36 protein-coding genes and 2 pseudogenes are annotated in these 24669 nt (G+C 44.1%); 32 read left to right on the forward strand and 6 right to left on the reverse strand.

The window, feature by feature from the left end; translation table 11 throughout:
• Positions 1-4: 4 nt before the first annotated feature.
• The 5 genes and pseudogenes from yihA to F897_RS04945 all read right to left on the reverse strand — a co-directional run bounded on the left by yihA (position 5) and on the right by F897_RS04945 (position 5679).
• Positions 5-922 carry a ribosome biogenesis GTP-binding protein YihA/YsxC gene (yihA, locus tag F897_RS04925; protein ID WP_005233727.1) on the reverse strand — a complete coding sequence of 306 codons (918 nt, stop codon included), beginning with the start codon at positions 920-922 and terminating at the stop codon, positions 5-7.
• A 93-nt stretch (positions 923-1015) separates the two neighbouring features.
• Positions 1016-1456: an RrF2 family transcriptional regulator gene (locus tag F897_RS04930; RefSeq protein WP_005233729.1), complete on the reverse strand. Its 441-nt coding sequence runs from the start codon at positions 1454-1456 to the stop codon at positions 1016-1018.
• An 89-nt stretch (positions 1457-1545) separates the two neighbouring features.
• Positions 1546-2754, reverse strand: coding sequence for an NO-inducible flavohemoprotein (hmpA, locus tag F897_RS04935; protein ID WP_005233731.1), 1209 nt, complete (start codon positions 2752-2754; stop codon positions 1546-1548).
• A 152-nt stretch (positions 2755-2906) separates the two neighbouring features.
• Positions 2907-4458 (reverse strand): annotated as a pseudogene (locus F897_RS04940) (helicase HerA-like domain-containing protein).
• Between the two features lie 18 nt (positions 4459-4476).
• On the reverse strand, positions 4477-5679 hold the full coding sequence (locus F897_RS04945) for a PLP-dependent transferase (RefSeq protein WP_005233735.1): 1203 nt from the start codon (positions 5677-5679) through the stop codon (positions 4477-4479).
• Between the two features lie 162 nt (positions 5680-5841).
• Between F897_RS04945 and F897_RS04950 the strand changes: the two genes are divergently transcribed.
• From F897_RS04950 to F897_RS05090, 30 genes and pseudogenes are all read left to right on the forward strand, one after another.
• A complete protein-coding gene (locus F897_RS04950) occupies positions 5842-6576 on the forward strand; it encodes a type 1 glutamine amidotransferase (RefSeq protein WP_005233736.1) in 735 nt (244 codons plus the stop codon).
• A 274-nt stretch (positions 6577-6850) separates the two neighbouring features.
• A complete protein-coding gene (gene rpsJ / locus F897_RS04955; RefSeq protein ID WP_000070912.1) occupies positions 6851-7162 on the forward strand; it encodes a 30S ribosomal protein S10 in 312 nt (103 codons plus the stop codon).
• Between the two features lie 60 nt (positions 7163-7222).
• Positions 7223-7861, forward strand: coding sequence for a 50S ribosomal protein L3 (gene rplC / locus F897_RS04960; RefSeq protein ID WP_005233737.1), 639 nt, complete (start codon positions 7223-7225; stop codon positions 7859-7861).
• 11 nt (positions 7862-7872) lie between these two features.
• On the forward strand, positions 7873-8475 hold the full coding sequence (gene rplD / locus F897_RS04965) for a 50S ribosomal protein L4 (protein WP_004786925.1): 603 nt from the start codon (positions 7873-7875) through the stop codon (positions 8473-8475).
• Positions 8472-8792, forward strand: coding sequence for a 50S ribosomal protein L23 (gene rplW, locus F897_RS04970; RefSeq protein WP_004786923.1), 321 nt, complete (start codon positions 8472-8474; stop codon positions 8790-8792). The genes rplD and rplW overlap by 4 nt, the downstream gene beginning before the upstream one ends.
• An 11-nt stretch (positions 8793-8803) precedes the next feature.
• Entirely contained in the window at positions 8804-9628 is an 825-nt protein-coding gene (gene rplB / locus F897_RS04975) for a 50S ribosomal protein L2 (RefSeq protein WP_005233738.1), read from the forward strand.
• 19 nt (positions 9629-9647) lie between these two features.
• Positions 9648-9923 (forward strand): 30S ribosomal protein S19, encoded by a 276-nt coding sequence (gene rpsS, locus F897_RS04980; RefSeq protein ID WP_004673001.1) that lies wholly within the window; start codon positions 9648-9650, stop codon positions 9921-9923.
• Positions 9924-9934: 11 nt separating this feature from the next.
• Positions 9935-10264 carry a 50S ribosomal protein L22 gene (gene rplV, locus F897_RS04985; protein WP_001982638.1) on the forward strand — a complete coding sequence of 110 codons (330 nt, stop codon included), beginning with the start codon at positions 9935-9937 and terminating at the stop codon, positions 10262-10264.
• A 1-nt stretch (position 10265) separates the two neighbouring features.
• A pseudogene (rpsC, locus tag F897_RS04990) lies at positions 10266-11082 on the forward strand (30S ribosomal protein S3).
• Positions 11022-11435 carry a 50S ribosomal protein L16 gene (rplP, locus tag F897_RS04995; protein WP_004786917.1) on the forward strand — a complete coding sequence of 138 codons (414 nt, stop codon included), beginning with the start codon at positions 11022-11024 and terminating at the stop codon, positions 11433-11435. The pseudogene rpsC and the gene rplP overlap by 61 nt, the downstream one beginning before the upstream one ends.
• Positions 11435-11632 (forward strand): 50S ribosomal protein L29, encoded by a 198-nt coding sequence (gene rpmC / locus F897_RS05000; protein WP_004786915.1) that lies wholly within the window; start codon positions 11435-11437, stop codon positions 11630-11632. Before rplP ends, rpmC begins: the two co-directional genes overlap by 1 nt.
• Positions 11629-11886: a 30S ribosomal protein S17 gene (gene rpsQ, locus F897_RS05005; protein WP_004786913.1), complete on the forward strand. Its 258-nt coding sequence runs from the start codon at positions 11629-11631 to the stop codon at positions 11884-11886. The genes rpmC and rpsQ overlap by 4 nt, the downstream gene beginning before the upstream one ends.
• Positions 11887-11977: 91 nt before the next feature.
• Entirely contained in the window at positions 11978-12346 is a 369-nt protein-coding gene (gene rplN / locus F897_RS05010) for a 50S ribosomal protein L14 (protein ID WP_001982634.1), read from the forward strand.
• Between the two features lie 9 nt (positions 12347-12355).
• The gene (gene rplX / locus F897_RS05015) at positions 12356-12673 is read left to right on the forward strand and encodes a 50S ribosomal protein L24 (RefSeq protein WP_004786911.1); all 318 of its coding nucleotides are present in this window, start codon (positions 12356-12358) and stop codon (positions 12671-12673) included.
• A gap of 16 nt (positions 12674-12689) precedes the next feature.
• The gene (gene rplE, locus F897_RS05020) at positions 12690-13226 is read left to right on the forward strand and encodes a 50S ribosomal protein L5 (RefSeq protein ID WP_004786908.1); all 537 of its coding nucleotides are present in this window, start codon (positions 12690-12692) and stop codon (positions 13224-13226) included.
• Between the two features lie 9 nt (positions 13227-13235).
• Positions 13236-13541 carry a 30S ribosomal protein S14 gene (gene rpsN, locus F897_RS05025; RefSeq protein WP_004786907.1) on the forward strand — a complete coding sequence of 102 codons (306 nt, stop codon included), beginning with the start codon at positions 13236-13238 and terminating at the stop codon, positions 13539-13541.
• Between the two features lie 12 nt (positions 13542-13553).
• The gene (rpsH, locus tag F897_RS05030; RefSeq protein ID WP_004786905.1) at positions 13554-13949 is read left to right on the forward strand and encodes a 30S ribosomal protein S8; all 396 of its coding nucleotides are present in this window, start codon (positions 13554-13556) and stop codon (positions 13947-13949) included.
• A gap of 13 nt (positions 13950-13962) precedes the next feature.
• Entirely contained in the window at positions 13963-14496 is a 534-nt protein-coding gene (gene rplF / locus F897_RS05035) for a 50S ribosomal protein L6 (protein ID WP_004786903.1), read from the forward strand.
• A gap of 14 nt (positions 14497-14510) precedes the next feature.
• Positions 14511-14861 (forward strand): 50S ribosomal protein L18, encoded by a 351-nt coding sequence (rplR, locus tag F897_RS05040; RefSeq protein WP_004281497.1) that lies wholly within the window; start codon positions 14511-14513, stop codon positions 14859-14861.
• Positions 14862-14863: 2 nt separating this feature from the next.
• Positions 14864-15361 carry a 30S ribosomal protein S5 gene (gene rpsE, locus F897_RS05045; protein ID WP_004786901.1) on the forward strand — a complete coding sequence of 166 codons (498 nt, stop codon included), beginning with the start codon at positions 14864-14866 and terminating at the stop codon, positions 15359-15361.
• A gap of 6 nt (positions 15362-15367) precedes the next feature.
• A complete protein-coding gene (rpmD, locus tag F897_RS05050; protein ID WP_004786899.1) occupies positions 15368-15544 on the forward strand; it encodes a 50S ribosomal protein L30 in 177 nt (58 codons plus the stop codon).
• Positions 15545-15547: 3 nt separating this feature from the next.
• Positions 15548-15988: a 50S ribosomal protein L15 gene (rplO, locus tag F897_RS05055; protein WP_004786897.1), complete on the forward strand. Its 441-nt coding sequence runs from the start codon at positions 15548-15550 to the stop codon at positions 15986-15988.
• Positions 15989-16033: 45 nt separating this feature from the next.
• Positions 16034-17353: a preprotein translocase subunit SecY gene (gene secY / locus F897_RS05060; protein ID WP_171065444.1), complete on the forward strand. Its 1320-nt coding sequence runs from the start codon at positions 16034-16036 to the stop codon at positions 17351-17353.
• Positions 17354-17373: 20 nt separating this feature from the next.
• Positions 17374-17490, forward strand: a complete 117-nt coding sequence (rpmJ, locus tag F897_RS16965) for a 50S ribosomal protein L36 (protein ID WP_000867907.1) — start codon at positions 17374-17376, stop codon at positions 17488-17490.
• 107 nt (positions 17491-17597) lie between these two features.
• Entirely contained in the window at positions 17598-17954 is a 357-nt protein-coding gene (gene rpsM / locus F897_RS05065) for a 30S ribosomal protein S13 (protein WP_005233747.1), read from the forward strand.
• A 19-nt stretch (positions 17955-17973) separates the two neighbouring features.
• The gene (rpsK, locus tag F897_RS05070) at positions 17974-18360 is read left to right on the forward strand and encodes a 30S ribosomal protein S11 (RefSeq protein WP_001040166.1); all 387 of its coding nucleotides are present in this window, start codon (positions 17974-17976) and stop codon (positions 18358-18360) included.
• 12 nt (positions 18361-18372) lie between these two features.
• On the forward strand, positions 18373-18999 hold the full coding sequence (gene rpsD, locus F897_RS05075; RefSeq protein ID WP_004786890.1) for a 30S ribosomal protein S4: 627 nt from the start codon (positions 18373-18375) through the stop codon (positions 18997-18999).
• A 16-nt stretch (positions 19000-19015) separates the two neighbouring features.
• The gene (locus tag F897_RS05080) at positions 19016-20023 is read left to right on the forward strand and encodes a DNA-directed RNA polymerase subunit alpha (RefSeq protein ID WP_004786889.1); all 1008 of its coding nucleotides are present in this window, start codon (positions 19016-19018) and stop codon (positions 20021-20023) included.
• A gap of 18 nt (positions 20024-20041) precedes the next feature.
• Entirely contained in the window at positions 20042-20407 is a 366-nt protein-coding gene (gene rplQ / locus F897_RS05085) for a 50S ribosomal protein L17 (protein ID WP_004786886.1), read from the forward strand.
• A gap of 207 nt (positions 20408-20614) precedes the next feature.
• On the forward strand, positions 20615-22105 hold the full coding sequence (locus F897_RS05090) for a flavin-containing monooxygenase (protein ID WP_005233748.1): 1491 nt from the start codon (positions 20615-20617) through the stop codon (positions 22103-22105).
• A gap of 52 nt (positions 22106-22157) precedes the next feature.
• Here the strand turns inward: F897_RS05090 and F897_RS05095 are convergent, their stop codons facing one another.
• On the reverse strand, positions 22158-23330 hold the full coding sequence (locus tag F897_RS05095; RefSeq protein WP_005233750.1) for an acyl-CoA dehydrogenase family protein: 1173 nt from the start codon (positions 23328-23330) through the stop codon (positions 22158-22160).
• Between the two features lie 182 nt (positions 23331-23512).
• Between F897_RS05095 and F897_RS05100 the strand changes: the two genes are divergently transcribed.
• Positions 23513-23770: an FAD assembly factor SdhE gene (locus F897_RS05100; protein WP_005233752.1), complete on the forward strand. Its 258-nt coding sequence runs from the start codon at positions 23513-23515 to the stop codon at positions 23768-23770.
• A complete protein-coding gene (locus F897_RS05105) occupies positions 23763-24149 on the forward strand; it encodes a hypothetical protein (protein ID WP_005233755.1) in 387 nt (128 codons plus the stop codon). The genes F897_RS05100 and F897_RS05105 overlap by 8 nt, the downstream gene beginning before the upstream one ends.
• Positions 24150-24669 lie beyond the last annotated feature (520 nt).

Consider the following 24669-nt stretch of genomic DNA (forward strand, 5'->3'; position numbering starts at 1 on the left):
CGGCTTATTTTTGTGGATCCTGTTCGACAATCTCAGCTGGATCGGCTTCTAGAGGCGCGTCCAGATCATTCAGTTCACTGGCAGTGACTTCATGAGCGCTGTTGGTTTTATCTTCATCTTCTAATAATTCAATTGGTTCATCAGCTTCGTTTAAATCATGCATTGAAGCTTCAGGAATGCTGTCCAGATCAAATTCAGGTGCTTGATTCAAAGTGAAGTTCAAACGGCCGCCCATCACACTGGCCAATTCTTCCAAACCTTGCTTGTTTAGAGAAGAGAATAGTTGAATCGAGAAATCCAGCTTCATCTTTTTCAGTTTGGCTTTCACTTCTTGTAGCGCTTTCGAAGCGGGGCCACGGTTCAGCTTGTCGGCTTTGGTCAGCAGGACATGTACGAATAATTTACGTGAATACGCCCATTCCAGCATCATCACATCAAAGTGTTGTAGCGGGTGACGGATATCCATCAGCAACACCAGACCTTGCAGGCTCTTGCGGTGAATCAGATAGTTTTCCAGTTCTTTCTGCCAGACAATTTTCATGGCTTCTGGGACAGCTGCGTAGCCATAACCCGGCAAATCGACCAGACGCTGATCCGGATTGCCAAGGCTAAAGAAGTTGATCATCTGGGTACGGCCTGGTTTTTTGGACGCACGGGCCAACTGTTTCTGATTGGTCAGGGCATTGATGGCACTCGATTTACCTGCATTAGAGCGGCCAGCAAAAGCCACTTCATAACCGGTATCTTCTACACACAAGCTCAGCTTGGGTGCACTCATCAGGAACTCAGCTTTGCGTAACCAGTTGAGGGCTTGTACCGAATATTCAGTAATGGCTGGATCGACCTTTTTTTCATAGCTGATCTTTTGCTTTGGGGCATTTGATGCCTTACTGTTTTTCGACTTTCCTCTGCTGTGATGCATGACTCAACTTCAATGACTAATTATACAAGAAGCTATTATAAAGGAAGTCGGGCGGGCAAGCGAACTTTAGAATTGTTCAATAGAATAAGGGTATTAGAGATTGATCAGACTAATCGGTGACTGGATGCTAAAATATTCCTTAGTCGGTTCAACGACATCACCCAGAATATGTTGATCCAGACTGGTATAGAACTGCTCCACAGCCTGATCCAGAATGCCTTTTAATCCGCAATTGGTACGTAATATACAAGGTGGATCATTACATTCTACAATCTGGTTATCACGTTGTAGAATACGCACAATCTGTCCTAGCTGAACTTTCAGGGCAGCCGGATTGAGACGGATTCCACCCCCTTTACCGCGAGAGGTAATGAGCCAGTCCTGTTTCGCCATAAAGTAGACGATTTTCATGGCATGGTTCTGCGAAATCTGTAAGCGCTCCGCCAGCTCGGCAATCGTATAAGGCAGATCACGAGGTTGTGCAACATACATCAGTATGCGCAGCGCATAGTCAGTAAATTTATTCAGTTGCATGATAATACTGATGTTTTTGACGAAAAAAATTAGGGTTAGTCTAGCATACCAGACTAACCCTCTGTTTTTATTTTAAGCTGAAGAAGCATTTAGTGGCGTACACCACCTGTGCCAAAGGCTTCGCTATGAATGTTCTCAGCAGGGATTCCGCGAGCGACAAGCGCTTTTTGCTGTTCAGCCATAAATGGCATTGGGCCACAGAGATAGTAGTCTGCATTGGCTGGTAATAATGCGCTATCTACAGTGCTTAAGTCCAGTCGACCGGCAACATCATAATCCTCGCCCAGTTTATCGCTTGGGTGCGGGAATTCATAAGCAGTCATTGTGCTTAAACGTGGGTATTTGGCTTTCAGGTCATGAATATGCTGTTTCATTGCATGTACCTGTTTGCTACGGCAGGCATGAATGAAAGTCACCGGCTGCGGCATATCCAGAGTCACCAGCTGGTTCAGCATGGCTACCATTGGAGTCAAGCCTACACCACCACTGATGAACACATTACGTTTGTTCGGATCGATCAGGTAGAAGTTACCTGTCGGTGCAGAGACTTCAATTTCCGAACCTTCTGGCAGGCTGTGTAGGGTATTGGATACCCAGCCTGGAACCATGTCGCCTTTCTGGTCTTCACGTTTCACCGAGATACGCAGGTAATCCGCTTGTGGGCAAGTCGATAGAGTATATTGGCGTGGCTGTTTTAGGTTCAGCTCAGGCACGAATACACGTACTGAAATGTATTGGCCGGCTTCATATTTTGGTAATGGACCGCCGTCAACTGGAGTCAGGTAGAACGAAGTGATTTCATCACTTTCCACGACTTTCTTGGCAATCTTGAAGTTGCGCCAGCCTAACCAGCTACCTTTAGTCTGTTCATGCTGGTCGTAAATCGCTTTTTCAGTTGCAATAAACAGATCCGCCAGTTGACCGTATGCTGCAGCCCAAGCATCAATCAGTGGATCATCCATAGAAATGTTCAGCACTTCACTGATCGAATATAAAAGGTTTTCCCCAACAATACCGTAGTCCGGTGCCTTAATATTTAAGCTCACGTGCTTGTGTGCGATCAGCTCAACCACGGGTAACAGCACAGATGGATCTTCGATATTTTCAGCATAAGCCAGAACCGCACCTGCCAAGGCTTGTGCTTGAGCTCCACTGCGTTGATGTCCCATGTTAAAGGTTTCTTTCAAATCAGGATTATTGCCTAGCATGCGGTTATAGAAATAACCGGTCAGGGCAACCCCATTTTCACGAAGTACAGGAACAGTGGCTTTTACAAGGTCAATTTGCTGTGGAGTCATAGTTGATCTCTCATGGCTGTTATTTATAAGATGTATTTAAAATACATCTTATAAAATGCTTTTACAATATACTAAAAGCATAAAACCATAAAAAAATTATGGGATATAAAAATATCCCATAAAAATGATGTTTTCGATCGGAGAAAGGAGGGTTATTTACGCCCGAAGAGGGAACCTAATAGACCACGCACAATTTTCTGGCCGGTACTACCACCAAGACTACGTGCTGCACTTTTAGCAAAGGTACCCACAATATCCTGAGTAAGTTTTTCACGTTGCTTAGCTGTACGTTCAGCTTCTTTTTTGCTGTTCACGTGCCAAACGTTCCTGTTCCTTGGCTTGCTGTTTAGCTAGAACTTCCTGTTCTTTGGCTTGCTGTTTGGCAAGTTCCGCGGCTTGAGCCTGCTGCTGACGTTCCAGTACTTTTTGCTGTAGCATCTCATGCGCACTGTCACTGTCAACTTCCTGCTCATAAATACCAGCCACGATGGTTTGTTGCATCAGTGCCTTACGTTCTTCTGGTGTAATCGGGCTAAAAGAGGAATGTGGGGGCATGATCCAGCCACGTTCAACAATCTGCGGAGTCCCTTTTTCATCCAGACAGCTAATCAGCGCTTCACCCATAGCAAGTTCAGTAATCGCTTCCTGCGCTTTAAATTCTGGATTGGCACGGAAGGTATCTGCCGCCGTTTTGACTGCCTTCTGGTCTTTAGGTGTAAAAGCGCGTAAAGCATGCTGAATGCGGTTGCCGAGTTGCCCTAATACGCTTTCAGGTAAGTCGAATGGATTCTGGGTGACAAAGTAAATCCCGACACCTTTGGAGCGGATCAGACGCACCACCCGTTCAATCTTGTCCTGCAGGGCGGGGCTGGCATTATCAAAGAGTAGGTGGGCTTCATCAAAGAAGAACACCAGTTTCGGTTTGTCCAGATCACCCACTTCTGGTAACTGTTCAAATAACTCTGACAGCATCCATAACAGGAAAGTGGCGTACAACTTCGGTGTGTTCATCAGCTTGTCGGCAGCCAGCAGATTGATATTGCCGCGGCCTTGGCTATCCGTTTGCAGGAAATCCATCAGGTCTAGTGCTGGCTCACCAAAAAATTTATCCCCACCCTGATCAGCAAGCACGAGCAGGTTGCGTTGAATCGCACCGAGACTGGCAGGTGAAAGATTGCCATATTCCACTTTAAAGTCTGCAGCATGTTCACTGGCATAACTCAGCATGGCTTTCAGGTCTTTAAAGTCAATGAGTAATAATCCCTGATCATCGGCAATCCGAAAGACGGCAGACAGTACGCCTTCCTGGGTATCATTCAGATTTAGGATGCGGGCAAGCAAAAGCGGCCCAATTTCGGAAATCGTAGTACGGATTGGATGACCCTGTTCACCAAACAGATCCCAGAACACGACCGGCGAAGCTTCAAAAGGAAGTGAGTCAATATTTAGACTTTTAATCCGTTCATCAAACTTAGGATTGCTTTCCCCCGGCTTGGCCAGGCTGGAAACATCGCCTTTGGCATCGGCAAGGAACACGGGTACACCAATGCGGGAAAAACTTTCTGCCAAAACTTTCAAAGTTACCGTTTTGCCGGTTCCGGTCGCGCCGGCAATTAGTCCGTGACGGTTGGCAAGCTGTGAGTGCAGTACAATATCTTGCGTGGTATCACTGGTTTTTTTAGCAATAATGATTGGTGTGCCCATAAATTTTCCTATTGTTATTTATTCATTTTTAAGTTTTTTCATTTCTTGTAGTGCATGCTGAATATCTTCAATCAGATCTTCCGGATGTTCTAGACCAATACAGAAACGAACCAGAAAACCCTCTTTCAAATGTGAATGTTCAAGCACACGCATTTCTTTTAAGTTATATAGCATGACCAGACTGACAGGACCACCCCAGCTAAATCCAAGCTTAAACAGTTGTAAGCTGTCACAGAAATTGCGAATATCTTGCAACTTGTAGTTACTGTCAAAAATCACGCTGACCAGTCCGGCACTGTGTCTTTGCTTGCAAATTTCTTTCCAGTTTTTATGACCGGCATTGTCAGCATCAGCTGGATGTAAGATTTGAACAAATTCTGGTTGCTGTTTGAGCCAGTCTAATAAGGTTAAGCAGCTTTGTGATTGATGTTCATATCGGAGTTGCATCGAAGCCAGACTACGTTGTATCTGAGCGACATCATCACCTGATACTGAAATACCCTGAATGGCATGCGCACGGAACAATTTGTGGTGCAGTTCTTTATTGCGGGTCACCACTGAACCCATTAGGATATCACCGCCACCACTTGGATATTTGGTCAGGGCATGCACAGTCATATCGACACTTAAATGATCCTCACCAAAATCAAATGCATTAAAGGCAAGGCCTGCACCCCAGGTATTATCCAGCGCAGTGAGGATATTGTTTGCTTGAGCTTTCTTGACCAAGCGACTTAAATCGGGAAATTCTAAAGTCACAGAACCTGCTGCTTCCAGCCAAAGTAGTTTAGCTTTTTCCGAGGGATGAAAAGTATTCGCGTCTAGCGCATTATAGACTTTGACCTGAATACCATAGCGGGTTTCCAGATTGCGTAGATGTTCCATGTTTGGACCATAGATATTGTCCGCAACCCACACTTCATCGCCCTGGCTTAAAAAACAAGAATTCACGAGATTAATCGCGGATAAACCACTCGGTGCCAGCAAACAATATTGACCACCTTCGATCTGGGCAATGCTATCGCCTAAGGTAAATGTCGTCGGTGTACCATGCGTGCCATAGCTATAGTCATAGTCATCAGTCCAATGGCGATTAAATAGGGCATCGGTATTGTTAAAAATAATAGTGGATGCACGAAACAGGGGAGGTTGAATACTCGAAATGTATTGCGGGGCCTTTCGTGGTGCATGAATCAGCGCTGTTTGAGGATTTTTTTTCACGTGAATGCTCTTAAATGTAATCAAATATTGCTTTAGCTTAAGAGAATCTCATTATTGCTGCTAGTTATGTTGTGAAATGTTGAAAAAACAGACATTGCTAAAAAGTTGGCTTCATTTTTGCAAAACCTAAAATCAGAGAGCTACAACAAAAGGTTTAGGCGCATGAAGTCGCAGTTAAAAGTACATTATTTTCAGCATATTGCTGGCGAGGGCTTTGGTAGTTGTATTGATTTTTTAAAGCAGCATCAGGCGCAAATTACTGCGACTGAATTCTTTGCTTTACCCGTCGATCGTCCACTGGATATTGAAGCTTTGCCATCAGTCGATGAAGTTGATTTACTGATCATCATGGGAGGCACCATGAGCGTCAATGATGAAGCAAATTATCCATGGCTCAAGATCGAAAAACGCTGGTTACGCCGTTATCTTTCTCAAGGCAAGCCGACAATTGGTCTATGTTTAGGCGGGCAGTTGATTGCCAATGCCTTGGGTGCGGCCGTCAGCCGTAACCAGGAACAGGAGCTAGGCTGGACCACGGTACGCAAAGTCGCACATGTACCCGAGGATTGTTTTATCTTGCCTGAACAGTTCGAAATCATGCAATGGCACAGTGAAACCTTTGAACTGCCTAAAGGAGCGATTCATCTGGCAGAAAATGAAGCCTGCCGTAATCAGATGTATCAACTCGGCAAGAATGTTTTGGGTTTCCAGTTTCATCCGGAAATCACCCGGGAAACTTTAAAGCTGTTTTTGGAAAATGAAGAAGAAATCTCACAATTTTCTGGAAAATATGTACAGGACATTCAACAACTGCAAAGAACAACCAAAAATAATTTTATTCAAGGAAATCAAATATTAAACCAAGCCATTCAATATGTTCTGGAAAAAACGGCCTAGTGGGCAAAAAATAAACAATTGATTTCCCGAATAAATTGAAATACAGCAAGAAAAACCGTAAAAGGGATTTGCTTATGCAATAAACAATGGCTATAATAAGCGACCCTTCGATAGGAAGGGGGTTAACTGCGAAGAAAGTAGTTAACTATCGTTACAGTCGTGGCATCGATCACGACCTTAGTGATATTTCACTGCTCTTGACACTTGCCTTTAAATAGTGGGGTGAGATGCGTCAAGAGTGATTCTTTATATATTTGGCTTGGAGTTAACTGGTATGTCTAACCAGAGAATTCGTATCCGTCTTAAGTCTTTTGATCACCGTCTTATTGATCAATCAGCTCAAGAAATCGTAGAAACAGCAAAACGTACTGGCGCACAAGTTTGTGGTCCAATTCCAATGCCTACACGCATTGAACGTTTTAACGTTTTAACATCACCACACGTTAACAAAGATGCGCGTGACCAATACGAGATCCGCACTTACAAACGTTTGATCGACATCGTTCAACCTACAGACAAAACTGTAGATGCATTGATGAAGTTAGATCTTGCAGCTGGTGTTGATGTTCAGATCGCATTGGGTTAAGGCTTTCGGGTTAATTAACGCTCTAAGTTAATTAGGCCGCTTTTTTAGAGGTTTATGCACATGGCTATTGGTTTAGTCGGTCGCAAGTGCGGTATGACACGTATCTTTACAGATGCTGGTGTTTCTGTGCCTGTTACAGTGATTGAGGTTGATCCTAACCGCATCACTCAAATCAAAACGCTTGAAACTGATGGTTATCAAGCGATTCAAATCACTACTGGTGAACGTCGCGAATCTCGCGTAACTAACGCTCAGAAAGGTCACTTTGCGAAAGCTGGTGTTGCTGCTGGTCGTCTGGTTCAAGAATTCCGTGTTTCAGAAGCTGAGCTTGAAGGTCGTGAAGTTGGCGCTACTATCGGTGTAGATCTGTTCACAGTTGGTCAAATCGTTGATGTAACTGGTCAGTCTAAAGGTAAAGGTTTCCAAGGTGGTGTTAAGCGTTGGAACTTCCGTACTCAAGACGCTACTCACGGTAACTCTGTTTCTCACCGTGTTCTAGGTTCTACAGGTCAAAACCAGACTCCTGGTCGCGTGTTCAAAGGCAAAAAAATGGCTGGCCATTTAGGTGCTGAACGCGTAACTGTGCAGGGTCTTGAAATTGTATCTATCGACGCAGAACGTTCAGTTCTAGTGGTTAAAGGTGCGATTCCTGGCGCTACTGGTGGCGACGTAACTGTTCGTCCTACGATCAAGGCCTGAGGGGAAATAACGTGAATTTAAATACTGTTTCCGGCTCTGCTGTTGAATTATCAGAAGTTGCGTTCGGTCGTGAATTTAATGAAGCTCTTGTACACCAAGTTGTTACAGCTTACTTAGCTGGTGGTCGTCAAGGTTCTAAAGCTCAGAAATCACGTGCAGACGTTTCTGGCGGTGGTAAAAAACCATTCCGTCAAAAAGGTACTGGCCGCGCTCGTGCTGGTTCTATTCGTAGCCCAATCTGGGTTGGCGGTGGTAAAACTTTTGCTGCTCGTCCACAAGACTGGTCTCAAAAAGTAAACCGTAAGATGTACCGCGGTGCTATGCAATGCATCTTGGCTGAACTTGTTCGTCAAGATCGCTTAGTTCTAGTTGAAGAGTTTGCTGTTGCAGCTCCAAAAACTAAAGAATTGCTTGCAAAACTTAACGACTTGAATGCTACTCGTGCATTGATCGTTACTGATGCTGTTGATGAGAACTTGTATCTAGCTGCTCGTAACCTTCCACACGTTGATGTGGTTGATGCGACTGCAATCGATCCTGTTAGCTTGATCGCGTTCGATAAAGTTGTTATGTCTGTAGCTGCTGCTAAGAAAATTGAGGTAGAACTCGGATGAACAACGAACGTTTATATCAAGTCCTGCAAGGACCTGTTTTCTCAGAAAAAGCACAAGTTTTAGGTGAAACTGCTGGTGTTCAAGTATTCAAAGTTGCACTTGATGCAAACAAACTTGAAATCAAAAAAGCAGTTGAACAATTGTTTGGTGTAGAAGTTGTTAAAGTTAACACTACGATCACTAAAGGTAAAACTAAACGCTTTGGTAAAACATTAGGACGTCGTTCTGATGTTAAAAAAGCATACGTCACCCTGAAAGCTGGCCAAGATGTTGAAATGGCTGACTTGGGCGATGCCGCTGAAAGCGCAGCGGAATAAGGACGAAAACTATGCCTATTCAAAAATGTAAGCCAACGTCTCCAGGACGTCGCTTTGTAGAGAAAGTGGTTCATGATCACCTTCACAAAGGCGCGCCTTATGCTCCACTAGTTGAAGCTAAAAAACGTACTGGCGGCCGTAATAACAACGGTCACATTACGACTCGTCACGTTGGTGGCGGTCACAAACAACACTACCGTTTAATCGACTTCAAACGTAACAAAGACGGCATTCCAGCTGTAGTTGAGCGTATTGAATACGATCCAAACCGTACTGCGCACATTGCGTTGTTGAAGTATGCTGACGGTGAACGTCGCTACATCATCGCGCCTAAAGGTTTACGCGCTGGTGATTCAGTTCAATCTGGTAACGATGCTCCAATCCGTCCAGGTAACTGCTTGCCACTTCGCAACATGCCTATCGGTTCTACTCTTCACAACATCGAACTTAAAATCGGTAAAGGCGCGCAGTTAGCTCGTTCAGCTGGTACTTCTGTTCAGTTGTTGGGTCGTGACGGTTCTTACGCTATCGTTCGTCTTCGTTCAGGCGAGATGCGTAAAATTCATGTTGAATGCCGCGCTGTGTTGGGTGAAGTATCTAACTCAGAAAGCAACCTTCGCTCACTAGGTAAAGCTGGTGCATCACGCTGGCGTGGTGTTCGTCCTACCGTTCGTGGTATGGCGATGAACCCAGTTGATCACCCACACGGTGGTGGTGAAGGGCGTAACAAAGGTATTCAACCTGTAAGCCCATGGGGTCAAAAAGCTAAAGGGTACAAAACACGTACCAACAAGCGTACGACTAAGATGATTATTCGCGACCGTCGCGTTAAGTAACAAGTAAAGGAATCTGACAATGCCTCGTTCTCTGAAAAAAGGCCCATTCGTCGATGCGCACTTGTTCGCTAAGGTTGAAGCGGCTATCGCGGCTAATAACCGTAAGCCGATCAAAACTTGGTCGCGTCGTTCGATGATCCTCCCGGATTTTGTTGGTTTAACAATTTCTGTACACAATGGCCGTAACCATGTTCCAGTGATCATCTCTGAACATATGGTTGGACACAAGCTTGGTGAATTTGCACCGACTCGTACCTACCGTGGTCACGGTGTTGACAAGAAATCTAAACGTTAATAGGTGCTATGATGGAAGTAACTGCTAAATTACGCGGTGCCGCTATCTCGGCACAAAAAGCTCGTTTGGTTGCAGATCTTATCCGCGGCAAATCTGTTGCGCACGCCCTTAACATCTTAAACTTCAGCAACAAAAAAGCTGCAGTATTGGTTAAGAAAGCGTTGGAATCTGCAATTGCAAACGCTGAACATAATAACAGTTTAGATGTAGACGACCTTAAAGTTTCTACGATTTACGTTGATGAAGGCATGAGCCTGAAACGTATTATGCCACGTGCTAAAGGCCGTGCAGATCGTATTACTAAGCGTACTTGTCACATCACCGTTAAGGTAGGGGTTTGATATGGGTCAGAAGGTTCATCCAATCGGTATCCGCCTAGGTGTTGTGAAACGTCATAACGCTAACTGGTATGCGAGTCCGAAACAATACGCTGAATACTTGCTTAAAGATTTGCAAGTTCGTGAGTTTTTAACTAAAAAACTTAAGAATGCAATGATCAGCAATATTCTTATCGAACGTCCAACAGGCGCTGCTAAAGTAACTATTAGCACTGCTCGTCCTGGTATCGTAATCGGTAAAAAAGGCGAAGACATTGAGAAATTACAACGCGAATTAACATCTATTATGGGTGTTCCTGCGCAAGTAAGTATCAACGAAATTGATCGTCCAGACTTAGACGCGCGTCTAGTTGCTGAAGCTATCGCTTCTCAATTGGAAAAACGTGTAATGTTCCGTCGTGCTATGAAGCGTGCGGTTCAAAACACTATGCGTGCTGGTGCGAAAGGTATCAAAGTAGAAGTTTCAGGCCGTTTAGGTGGTGCTGAGATTGCTCGTACTGAATGGTATCGTGAAGGTCGTGTACCTCTACATACTCTTCGTGCAGATATCGACTACGCGACTATGCGTGCTGAGACTACTTACGGTACGATTGGTGTTAAAGTTTGGATCTTCCGTGGTGAGATCTTGGGTGGCATGAAACAAGTCATGAACCCAGCTCCAGCTGAAGAACGTCCAGCTAAACGCGGTCGCGGTCGTGGTGAAGGTCAAGAGCGTCGTGGTCGTCGCAATGATCGTTCTGCTGAAAAAGGAGAATAATCCATGTTGCAACCTAAACGTACTAAATTCCGTAAGGTGCAAAAAGGCCGTAACACTGGTCTAGCTCACCGCGGTAGCTCAGTATCTTTTGGTACTATCGCACTTAAATCAATCGAACGTGGTCAAATGACTGCACGTCAAATTGAAGCAGCGCGTCGTACAATTAGCCGTCGTATTAAACGTGGTGGTAAAATCTTTATCCGTGTATTCCCGGACAAGCCAATTACTTCTAAACCACTTGAAGTGCGTATGGGTAAAGGTAAAGGTTCTGTGGAATACTGGGTTTGCCAAATCAAACCAGGTAAAGTCTTGTACGAAATTGATGGTGTTAACGAAGACCTAGCTCGCGAAGCGTTTACGCTTGCTGCTGCTAAACTTCCGTTTAAAACCACTATCGTGACTCGGACGGTAATGTAATGAAAACTAAAGATCTACGTGAAAAGTCGGTAGAAGAGTTGACAGCTTTGCTTGATGAGCAACAGCTAAACCAATTCCGTCTTCGTATGGCGAAAGCAACTGGTCAATTGGGTAAATCGCACGAAGTGCAATTGACTCGCAAGACTATTGCTCGTATCAAGACCCTCCTTACCGAAAAACAGGGGAACGGACAATGAGTGAAAATACAGTCCGCACGTTAACAGGCAAAGTAGTAAGCGACAAGATGGAAAAATCTATCGTTGTTCTTATCGAACGCCGTGTTCAACACCCGTTGTATGGCAAATCAATCCGCCGTTCAACAAAATTACATGCTCATGATGAGAACAACACAGCTAAAGTTGGCGACGTTGTAACCATTAAAGAAAGCCGCCCAATGTCTAAAACTAAGTCATGGACTTTAGTTGAAGTTGTTGAAGCAGCTGCTGAGTAATTAACGTTCTTGTTGCATCATCGGTCAATTTCGAGTACTCTTTGAGCCTTTCGAAATTGTGACCGGTGATGCTCGGTTTTGGAGTAGGGCAATGATTCAGACCGAAACTATGCTCGACGTAGCAGACAACAGTGGTGCTCGCCGCGTACAATGTATTAAAGTACTTGGTGGTTCACATCGTCGTTATGCTTCTGTTGGCGACATTATTAAAGTTACTGTAAAAGAAGCAATTCCACGCGCACGTGTTAAAAAAGGTGACGTGATGAATGCAGTAGTTGTACGTACAAAATTCGGTATCCGTCGTCCAGACGGTTCAGTGATTCGTTTCGACGATAACGCTGCTGTTATTTTGAACAACAACAAAGCGCCGATTGCAACTCGTATTTTCGGACCAGTGACTCGTGAACTTCGTACTGAACAGTTCATGAAAATTATTTCATTGGCTCCTGAAGTTCTATAAGAGGCGATCATGGCTAAGATTAAAAAAGGCGATCAAGTAATTGTGATCGCAGGTAAAGAAAAAGGCAAACAGGGTACTGTTCTGTCTGTTTCTAATGACCGCGTTAAGGTTGAAGGCCTTAACTTGGTGAAGAAGCATCAAAAGCCGAACCGTGTTACTGGCGCTGAAGGCGGCATCGTAACTCAAGAAGCTTCGCTTCACATTTCAAACGTGGCAATTTTTAATGCTACAACCCAAAAGGCTGACCGTGTTGGTTACCAAACGATTGATGGCGTGAAAACTCGCGTATTCAAATCTAATGGTGAATCAGTGGCGGTAGCGAAGTAATAGGTTGAAAAAGGCAATGGCCAGACTTAAAGCACGTTACAACGACGAACTTAAAGCTCAATTAAAAGAACAATTGGGAATTAAGAATGTGATGGAGATCCCTCGCATCACTAAAATCACTATCAACATGGGTGTTGGTGCAGCTTCTGCTGACAAGAAACTCCTTGATGGTGCTCTTTCTGATATGCAAGCTATCGCTGGTCAAAAACCAGTTCTTACGTTAGCTCGTAAATCTATCGCTGGTTTCAAAATCCGTGATGGTTGGCCGATTGGTTGTAAAGTTACTTTACGCGGCGAACGTATGTACGAATTCTTAGACCGTCTGATCTCGATTGCGATTCCTCGTATCCGTGACTTCCGTGGTTTCTCTGCGAAATCATTTGATGGTCGTGGTAACTACTCAATGGGTCTTAAAGAACAGATCATGTTCCCTGAGATCGATTTTGACAAGATTGACCGTATTCGTGGTATGGACATTACCATCACTACGACTGCTCGCACCGATGACGAAGGCCGTGCGCTAATGCGTGCATTCGGCTTCCCGTTCAAATAAGAGGTCGAAATGGCTAAGAAAAGTATGATTAATCGCGAATTGAAACGCGAAGCTACTGTTGCTAAATACGCTGCAAAACGTGCTGAATTAAAAGCAATCATTGCAAACGTAAATGCTTCAGATGAAGAACGTTTCGATGCGATGATGAAATTACAAGCATTACCACGTAATGCATCTCCAGTACGTCTACGTAACCGTTGTGGTTTAACTGGTCGTCCTCATGGTTACTTCCGTAAGTTCGGCTTAAGCCGTAACATGGTACGCGATAAAGTAATGCAAGGTGATGTACCTGGCGTTGTTAAGGCAAGCTGGTAAGGAGCACTATAAATGAGTATGCAAGATACCGTTGCCGACATGCTAACACGTGTTCGTAACGCACAAATGGCAAAGAAACAAACTGTTTCTATGCCTAATTCTAAGTTGAAAGTTGCGATTGCTAACGTACTTCAACAAGAAGGTTATATTTCAAACGTAGAAGTTGCTGAAGTTGAAGGCAAAGCAACTCTTACTTTGACTTTAAAATATTTTGAAGGCAAGCCAGTTATCGAAACTGTGAAACGCGTAAGCCGTCCAGGTCTACGTCAGTATCGCGGTAAAGATGCACTTCCAAGCGTTAAGCAAGGTTTAGGTATTGCAATTGTTTCTACAAGCAAAGGCATCATGACTGATCGCGCTGCACGTGCTGCAGGCGTTGGTGGTGAAGTTATTGCTTTTGTTTCTTAATAGGTGATTCCTCATGTCTCGTGTGGCTAAAGCCCCAGTAACTGTACCTAACGGTGTAACAGTTACTCAGAACGGCCGGCAGGTCGAAGTGAAAGGCAGCAAAGGTACATTGTCTTTCAACCTGCATGCGCTGGTCGAGCTAAAACAGGAAGACGGTACTCTAGTTATTGCTCCTAAAGCTGAATCTAAAGACGCTTGGATGCAAGCTGGTACTGCTCGCGCTGTGCTTAACAACCTTGTAAAAGGTGTAAGCGAAGGTTTCGAACGTAAGTTACAACTTATCGGTGTTGGTTATAAAGCTGCGGTTAAAGGTAACGTTGTTAACCTTAACCTTGGTTTCTCTCACCCGATCGACTATACGCTTCCTGAAGGTGTAACTGCTGAAACTCCAACTGCAACTGAAATCGTACTTAAATCTGCTGATAAAGCAGTTCTAGGTCAAGTCGCTGCAGATATCCGTGGTTACCGTCCACCAGAGCCTTATAAAGGTAAAGGTGTTCGTTATTCTGACGAAGTTGTACTTCGTAAAGAAGCTAAGAAGAAATAAGGCGCGAGGTTCTTATGAACGAAAAGAAACAATCCCGTTTGCGTCGTGCGAAAAGCACACGCTTGCACATCCGTGCATTGGGTGCGACTCGTTTGTGTGTAAACCGCACTCCGCGTCACATCTATGCTCAAGTTATCTCAGCAGATGGCGGCAAAGTATTAGCGCAAGCTTCTACTCTAGACGCTACTCTACGTGCGGGTACTACTGGTAACGTTGAAGCAGCTCAGAAAGTAGGTGCTTTAATCGCGGAACGCGCTAAAGCAGCTGGTGTTACTAAAGTTGCATTTGACCGTTCTGGTTTCAAATATCATGGTCGTATCAAAGCCTTGGCTGATGCTGCCCGTGAAAACGGCTTGGAGTTCTAATCATGGCTAAAGTTGAACAAAACGAAGGTCTTGTTGAAAAGCTGGTTGCCGTTGATCGTGTAGCCAAAGTTGTTAAGGGTGGTCGTATCTTCTCTTTCACAGCATTAACTGTTGTGGGTGATGGTAATGGTCGCGTAGGTTTTGGTCGTGGTAAAGCGCGTGAAGTTCCAGCTGCTATTTCTAAAGCACTTGAAGCTGCTCGTCGTAACATGATTACTGTTGACCTTGTTGATGGTACTGTTCAGCACCCTATCAATGCTCGTCACGGTGCAAGCCGCGTTTACATGCAACCTGCTTCTGAAGGTACTGGTGTAATTGCTGGTGGCGCGATGCGTGCAGTTTTAGAAGCTGTTGGCGTACGTAACGTATTAACTAAATGTTATGGCTCTACAAACGCTGCTAACGTAGTAAACGCGACTTTTAATGGTTTGCGTGATATGACTTCTCCTGAGAAAGTTGCTGCGAAACGTGGTTTAACAGTAGAACAAATTCAAGGGTAATCAATCATGAAAACGATTAAAGTTACCCAGACTAAATCTGCATCGCACCGCTTGAAAAATCACAAGCTGAGCCTGAAAGGTTTAGGTCTGCGTCGTATTGGTCATACTGTAGAAGTGCAAGATACGCCTTCTAACCGTGGTATGATCAACCAAGTCTACTATATGGTTAGTGTAGAGGAATAAGCCATGACTCTGCGTTTGAATACAATTGCACCTGCAGAAGGTGCTAAGCGTGACAACCTTCGTTTAGGCCGTGGTATCGGTTCTGGCGTTGGTAAGACTGGTGGTCGTGGTATCAAAGGTCAAAACTCACGTAAGAGCGGTGGTACTCGTCCAGGTTTCGAAGGTGGTCAAACTGCACTTTATCGTCGTTTGCCTAAATTCGGTTTCACTAGCCAATTGGCTTTGAAAACTGCTGAAGTACGTTTATCTGAGCTTGCTAAAGTTGAAGGAGACATCGTGTCTCTTGAAACTTTAAAAGCTGCGAACGTTGTACGTAAAGACATGACTCGTGCTCGTATCGTACTTTCTGGTGAAATTACTCGTGCATTCACTGTACAAGGTGTCGCATTGACTAAAGGCGCTAAAGCTGCTGTTGAAGCTGCTGGCGGTAAAGTCGAGGAGTAATCCCCAGTGTCTATGACTCCTAGTTCTTCAGGTCATGTCAACATGATGAAAGGCCAACCATTTCATGTGAAATACCGTGAAATTATTCGTCGAATGATGTTTCTCATTGGTGCGTTGTTGGTATTTCGACTAGGAGCGCATATTCCAGTACCAGGGATTAATAATGCTGCGCTAGAAAATCTGTTTAATGCAAACCAAGGTACCATCCTTGGTTTGTTTAACATGTTTTCAGGTGGTGCATTAGAGCGAATGTCGATTCTTGCTTTAGGGATCATGCCATATATCTCTGCATCGATTATCGTGCAGTTGATGTCTACTGTGGTTCCTCAGCTCGAAGCCTTGAAAAAAGAAGGCGAGCAGGGCAAACGTAAGATTAACCAATACACACGACAAGGCACGCTGTTCCTTGCACTTGTGCAAGCAATCGGTATGTGTGCTGGCCTGATCAGCCAGGGAATTACCCTGACCTCTGGTCTAGCTTTTTATGTTCCTGCAGTAACCTCATTGGTTGCGGGGACCATGTTCCTAATGTGGCTGGGTGAACAGATTACCGAGCGTGGGGTGGGCAATGGTATTTCCATGATCATCTTCGCAGGTATCGTTGCAGGATTGCCGACTTTAGTTATGCAGTCTCTAACTTCAGTTGATAATGGCCAGTCTAGTCTAATTGGACTAGCAATTTTTGGTCTGTTATCGATTGCTGTACTAGCAGCGATTGTGTTTATCGAGAAGGCGCAACGTCGTATTCCGGTGAACTATGCCCAAAAGCAGCAGGGACGTCGTGTATTTACTGCACAGCAAACGCATTTGCCATTAAAAATTAATATGGCGGGTGTAATTCCGGCAATTTTTGCCAGCTCTTTACTTTTGTTCCCAGCGAGCTTAGGTCAGTGGGTTGGTAGTTCGGATCCAAGTGCAGGAATTATCAAGCGTAGTCTACAAGACTTGGCATTGGTGTTATCGCCTGGTCAGCCGTTGTATTTGGTGCTCTTTGGTGCGTTAATTATCTTTTTCTGTTACTTCTATACAGCACTGGTATTTAGTCCTAAAGAAGTGTCAGAGAACTTGAAACGCAGCGGAGCTTACGTGCCTGGTATTCGTCCAGGTGAGCAAACTGCTCGTTACTTAGATCATATTCTCAATCGTTTGACCTTTATTGGCGCGATATACATCACTGTCATCTGTTTAATGCCGATGATTCTGCAAAGCTCTTTTGGTATTCCATTTAGCTTGGGCGGAACATCGTTGCTGATCGTGGTAGTGGTGGTGATGGACTTTATGGCTCAGCTTCAAGCACATCTCACCTCGCACCAGTATGACAATCAAACGTTAATGAGAAAAACGACTGCTCATCCTAAGGGATAAGCGCACTTAGAGGTTTCATCATGAAAGTACAAGCTTCTGTAAAGAAAATTTGTGGTAGCTGTAAAGTTATCCGTCGTAATGGGGTTATCCGCGTAATTTGTAGCGCAGAACCTCGTCATAAGCAGCGTCAAGGTTAATCTGATCAAGACCTGTTGATTTCAGTAGGCGAATTGGGTTATTATCCGCCCCTCAAGATTTTTGTGGGGCGGTTGATTATCTCTACTGCCTTTTTGGAGAAAATTGAATGGCTCGTATTGCCGGTGTAAACATTCCGGATAACAAGCATGCTGTTATCTCTCTAACGTACATCTTTGGTATTGGTCGCCACACTGCTAAGTCAATCTTAGCTGCTGCGGGTATCCCAACTACTACTAAGATCCGTGAATTAGATGACGCTCAGCTTGATGCGATTCGTGCAGAAGTTGCCAAGGTTCCGACCGAAGGTGATTTACGTCGCGAAATTTCCATGAACATTAAACGTTTAATGGATTTAGGCTGCTACCGCGGTCTTCGTCATCGTCGCAGCTTGCCTGTCCGTGGTCAACGCACCAAAACTAACGCACGTACCCGTAAAGGTCCGCGCAAACCAATTAAGAAATAAGATTTCTGGAAGCTAAAAGATGGCTAAAGATACTCGCACACGCAAGAAGGTCACTCGTACCGTCTCTGAAGGTGTTGCACACATTCACGCTTCTTTTAATAACACCATTGTGACTATTACCGATCGTCAAGGTAATGCACTGGCTTGGGCCACTTCAGGTGGACAAGGCTTCCGTGGATCACGTAAATCAACTCCGTTTGCTGCTCAGGTAGCTGCTGAAGTTGCTGGTAAAGCAGCTTTAGATTACGGTTTGAAAAACTTGGACGTCCTTGTTAAAGGTCCTGGTCCAGGTCGTGAGTCTGCGGTTCGTGCATTAGGTGCAGTGGGTTATAAAATTAACAGCATTACCGATGTGACTCCAATCCCTCACAACGGTTGCCGTCCACCTAAAAAACGTCGCGTGTAAGGAGAAACATTCATGGCTCGTTATATTGGTCCAAAATGCAAACTCTCTCGCCGCGAAGGGACAGACCTGCAATTAAAATCTGGCGTTAAACCATTTGACGTCAAAACTAAAAAACACGCTAAAGCTCCTGGTCAACATGGTGGAGCTCGTGGCGGTAAACAATCTGAGTACTCACTACAATTACGTGAAAAACAAAAAGTACGTCGTATGTACGGTGTTTTAGAGCGTCAATTTAGTAACTACTACAAAGAAGCTGCTCGTGTGAAAGGCGCAACTGGTGAAAACCTGTTGAAACTGCTTGAAAGCCGTCTTGATAACGTTGTTTATCGCATGGGTTTTGGTTCTACACGTGCAGAAGCTCGTCAGTTAGTATCTCACCGTTCAATCACTTTAAATGGCCGTCGCGTTAACATCGCGTCTATCCAAGTTAAAGCTGGTGACGTGATTGCAGTTCACGAAGGCGCTAAACAACAATTACGTATCAAAAACGCAATTGAATTAGCTGCTCAACGTGGCATTCCTTCTTGGATGGAAGTAGATCATTCTAAACTAGAAGGTACGTTCAAAGCTGCACCGGATCGTTCTGATTTACCTGCTGAAATCAACGAAAGCTTGATTGTAGAATTGTATTCTAAATAATCCTTGAGGTAGCAATATGACGCGTACTGCAAATGAGTTTCTAACTCCGCAAGCGATCAAGGTCGAAGCGGCAAGCGGGACCTCGGCAAAAGTTATTCTAGAACCCTTAGAGCGTGGCTTTGGTCATACTCTGGGCAATGCTTTACGTCGCATCCTTCTTTCTTCTTTACCTGGCGCTGCTGTGGTAGAAGTTGAGATTGAAGGTGTTGAGCACGAGTACAGTACTTTGGAAGGCTTGCAGCAGGACATCGTCGAGCTCTTGCTGAACCTAAAAGGATTGTCTATTAAGCTGTTCGATCAAAATGAAGCTTATTTAACATTAGAGAAACAAGGTCCAGGCGACGTAACTGCGGCTGACCTTCGTTTACCTCATAATGTTGAAGTGGTTAACCCTGAACACTTGATCGGCACGCTAAGTGCATCAGGCAATCTGAAGATGCGCCTGAAAGTGGCTCAAGGCCGTGGCTATGAGACTTCTGACTCACGTTTTCCAGAAGGCGAGACTCGCCCAGTGGGTCGTTTACAGTTAGATGCATCTTACAGCCCGATCAAACGTGTGTCTTACACAGTGGAAAACGCTCGTGTAGAACAACGTACTGACCTTGATAAACTGGTCATTGATCTTGAAACCAACGGTACAGTTGATCCTGAAGAAGCAATCCGCAAAGCGGCAACAATCTTGCAACAACAAATTGCAATCTTTGTTGATCTTCAGAAAGATCAAGCTCCTGTGGCTCAAGAACCTCGTGAAGAAGTTGATCCAATTTTGCTTCGTCCAGTAGATGATCTAGAGCTAACTGTTCGTTCTGCTAACTGTTTGAAAGCAGAAAACATTTACTACATTGGTGATCTTGTACAGCGTACTGAGGTTGAGTTACTTAAAACTCCTAACCTTGGTAAAAAATCGCTTACTGAGATCAAAGATGTTCTGGCTTCCAAAGGCTTACAACTCGGCATGCGTTTAGAGAACTGGCCACCAGCTAGTCTCCGTATGGACGATCGTTTCGCCTATCGTAGCCGTTAATTAAGTAGGACTATCACCATGCGTCATCGTAATAGTGGTGTGAAATTAGGCCGTACAAGCAGTCATCGTAAAGCGATGTTCCAAAACATGGCTAACTCTTTGTTCGAGCACGAGTTGATCAAAACAACTGTGCCTAAAGCAAAAGAATTACGTCGTGTTGCTGAGCCTTTAATCACTTTAGCTAAAGTCGATACAGTAGCAAACCGTCGTTTGGCGTTTGCTCGTACTCGTTCAGCTGCAACTGTTGGTAAATTATTTACCGTTCTTGGCCCTCGTTACAAAGAGCGTAACGGCGGTTATCTACGTGTTCTTAAAGCGGGCTTCCGTGCAGGTGATGCTGCACCGATGGCTTACGTTGAGCTAGTAGATCGCGAAGTTAACTAATTTCGTGTAGAGCAGCAAACATTGTTCGAAAAGGTCGGTTGAATAAACCGGCCTTTTTTATTGTCTTGCATTTACCTATTATCAGACAGTTTAGTAATTTGTCCTGAAAAGATAAAAAATAATCACTTTTATTTAAACTTGACATTGTGTATTGTCAATTTTGTGCTTTAATAAAAATATATGACAATGCTCAGGTAAAAGAAGAATATGGAAAAGCAAGTTGATATTTTAATTGTAGGCGCGGGGATCTCGGGAATTGGTCTGGCAGCCCATCTTTCTAAACATAGTCCTCAACGCTCATTCGAAATCATTGAACGTCGTGAAAGCTTTGGCGGTACATGGGACTTGTTTAAATATCCTGGCATCCGTTCAGATTCGGACATGTCGACTTTTGGTTTCAATTTTAAGCCTTGGAAAAAAGAAAGCGTATTGGCTTCCGGTTCAGCAATTAAAAATTATCTTGCAGAAGTGATTCAAGAATTTAACTTGAGCTCAAAAATTCATTTTCAACATCGCGTCGTTAGTGCCAATTATGATTCAGTGACACGTAAATGGTCAGTCGTAGTTGAAAACGCTCAGGGCAAAAAGCAGACCTGGATCGCTAACTTCGTTCTTGGCTGTACTGGTTACTACAATTATGATCAAGGTTTCCAGCCGGAATTCCCGAATCAGGAAGCATTCAAAGGTACATTCATTCACCCGCAGCATTGGCCTGAAAATCTGGACTATAGCGGAAAAAAAGTGGTGATTATTGGCAGTGGTGCGACAGCGATTACACTGGTTCCTGCCATGGTGAAAGGTGGTGCAGGGCATGTGACCATGTTACAACGCTCTCCTACCTATATCGCCTCAGTTCCTTCGATCGACATGATTTACTCAAAAATGCGTAAATTAATGCCTGAAGATGTGGCCTATAAGCTGACCCGTGCGCGTAATATCGGCATGCAGCGTGGTATCTATGCACTCGCACAAAAACAGCCAAAACTACTGAAAACATTACTATTAAAATCTGTACAGTTTCAGTTGAAAGGGAAAGTGGATATGAAACACTTTACCCCGAATTATGAACCTTGGGATCAGCGCCTATGTGTAGTGCCAGATGGGGATTTATTCAAAATCCTGCGTGAAGGTCATGCATCTGTAGAAACAGATCATATCGAAAAATTTACTGAAACTGGGATTCAGCTGAAATCAGGTAAACATCTGGATGCGGATATTATTGTGTCTGCTACTGGTTTAAATATTCAGATTCTGGGTGGTATTCAGGCCACGATGGATGGCAAGCCTTTGGATACGTCGAAGCATATGCTGTATCAAGGGGTGATGGTCAGTGATGTGCCAAATATGGCGCTGATTATTGGTTATATCAACGCTTCCTGGACCTTGAAAGTGGACATTGCCGCAGAATATATCTGCCGTCTGCTCAATTATATGGATCAGCATGGTTATAATGAAGTGATTCCAGAAGGGGATGCTACGGAATTACTTGAAGATACGGTGATGGGTAGTTTAACTTCAGGCTATATTGCCCGTGCAGCGGATGTGATGCCGAAACAGGGTAAGCATGCACCTTGGAAAGTATCCAATAATTATCTGGCAGACCGTAAAGAGCTGAAAACTGCATCTTTTGAAGATGGAGTATTGAAATTTAAAACGAGATCCAGTGCTGTACCAGCCAAGCCAAGATTGGTGTCTTAAGTTAGACATAGATAAAAGGAGTACCTGATGTACTCCTTTTTCACATTTCAAATTAGAGTGATCTGGAAATCAGTTCCTTCATGATTTCATTGGTTCCTGCATAAATGCGGTTCGCGCGATTATCCAGATACGCTCGTGCAATCGGGTATTCCAGCATATAGCCATAACCGCCATGCAGTTGCAGGCATTCATCAACCACTTTGCTATACAGTTCAGAAATTTTGTATTTAGCAGCTGCGGCAGCATCAATTCCCAATTCCTGAGTAAGCTGTAGTTGCATACAACGGTCCAGATAAGCCCGACAAATTTCAATTTCGGTACGCAGTTCTGCCAGTTTAAAACGGGTATTTTGAAAAGCGCTGATCGGTTTGCCAAAGGCTTGACGTTCTTTGGTGTATTTCACTGTATGTGCGAATGCCGCTTCTGCCCCTGCCTGACATATGATGGCCACAATTAACCGTTCCCAAGCCAGTTCTTTCATCAGCATCATAAAACCCATGTCTTCCTGACCTAGCAGGTTTTCTTTAGGCACACGGACATTGTCAAAGAACAGTTCACAGGTATCCTGACCTTTCATGCCGATTTTATTTAAGGGTTTACCTTTACTAAATCCTGCACGATCTGCTTCGACCATAATTAAAGACAGGTTAGCAGAGCCTTTCTCGCTATGGCCCGTTTTACATACCACAATTGCCATATCACAAAGATAGCCATTGGTAATGAAAATTTTAGATCCATTAATCACATACTCATCACCTTCTAATACCGCACTGGTGCGTACTGCCTGCAGGTCTGAGCCAGTTCCGGGCTCAGTCATCGCAATTGCCGTGACCACTTCACCTGTTGCCATTTTCGGGAGCCATTGCTGCTTTTGTGTTTCATTGCAAAAGTTCAGAATATAATTGGCCACGATATCGGAGTGCAATGAAAATCCTGTCGCAGAGTCGCCTGCATAGGCCTGTTCTTCGATCAGGATCATGCTGTATAAACGATCCACCCCTGAACCGCCATAAGCTTCAGGCATCGTGGCACAGAGAAGGCCAAGTTCACCGGCTTTATTCCAGAGCTCACGATCGATATGCTGTTGCTGTTCATATTTTTCTGTATGAGGAGTCACTTCCTTTTCATAAAATTTACGGACCGTCTCCCGAAAGGCTTCATGTTCATCATTGAAAAGTTGACGTGGCAGCATGCTGGCCAATGGACGGATCGCGCTCGAATGCATCTTATAATTCCCTTATTGTGATATTTTATTTAACTTAAGATAGAGCAGACGAGGGAGCAATGAGCTGAATGTTCAAATCTGGGGAATCTACTGATGCTTTTGGTCATTTGTATGAAATACCTCGAAATTCAGCAATGGCTTAAGGTAAACTACTCAGGTTTGTAACGAGTTGGGAAAATTCGATGACTGATGACATCACCTTAGAAGAGCGCAAAGTGATTTATCGCGCGCGTCGTGGCTTGAAAGAGATCGATGTATATTTTGATCCCTACGTGAAAAACTATTATCTCAATGCTGATCCCTTCGAAAAACAGATGTTTGCTGAGCTGGTTGCACAGGAAGATCCGGACCTGCTGGACTGGTTTATGGAAGTGTCAGAACCCCCACGCCCTGAATTAAAAGATTTTATCAAGAAACTTAAATTTTACGTTCATGGATAATCGCTGTTTTAAGCTGAAACGCAGTAAGTGTGCACTGGTGTTTCAGCTTTTTATTTTTGCTGTATTGATGTTCCTGCTGTATCAGTTATTGCCTGTGACAATTTGGTTGGTTTGCGGCGTCATCGGTCTGGTCATTTACCAGTTGTTTTATCGTAAGACACCGCACATTGAGCAGTTTGAATATCTGGATGGACGTGAATGGTCACTGACAGCAGCTGCGCAAGGTACACGGCGAGTGTTGATCAGTCACGTGATTGATCACCAAGCTTATATCGTGGTGTATTTCCAGCATGCAAAAGCACGTCCGTTGCTCATCTGGTGTGACCAGTTGCCTTTTAAACAATGGAAATCTTTGAAAGTTTTAACAAAAATGCTTTAATTGTCAGACAACTGATATTCCGAAATTTTAAATAAATTGATTAAAAATAAAGATTTATCCGCCAACCCCGCTTGAATTGTCAGACAAAAAATCATATTTCTCTGCAAAAACAATGAATTGTATGACAATTTTTCGGCTGCTTTTTTTATAAGCAGGTACATTTAACTCACCAACAGCGAACACAGGAGATCATGATGGAATTTCCAATGTGGATGTTTTTGATCGTTGCGATTGTGATGGCCCTAGTCATAGGACGGCTGGGAACGGTGCTGAAGGACAGATTTTCACCTAAATAACAGAATTAAGCTCGAGAACCTATTTTCTTCTCGACTTGCCAAGTTGATAAGTAGCATGTGCTGAACCGTCGCAATGCTACTTTTTTTTTGCCCAAAATTTGGGATTTTATCTACTACAATCAATTGCAGCTGGGCGATTTAATGGCAAAGTGTCTGGTCTAAATTAGAGTAAATACTCTTTTATTCGTTATATGCTTCTGATATGTTTAGCAGAATAATGGACA

The sequence above is a fragment of the Acinetobacter variabilis genome, from assembly GCF_000369625.1.
In the GTDB taxonomy this organism is placed as follows: domain Bacteria; phylum Pseudomonadota; class Gammaproteobacteria; order Pseudomonadales; family Moraxellaceae; genus Acinetobacter; species Acinetobacter variabilis.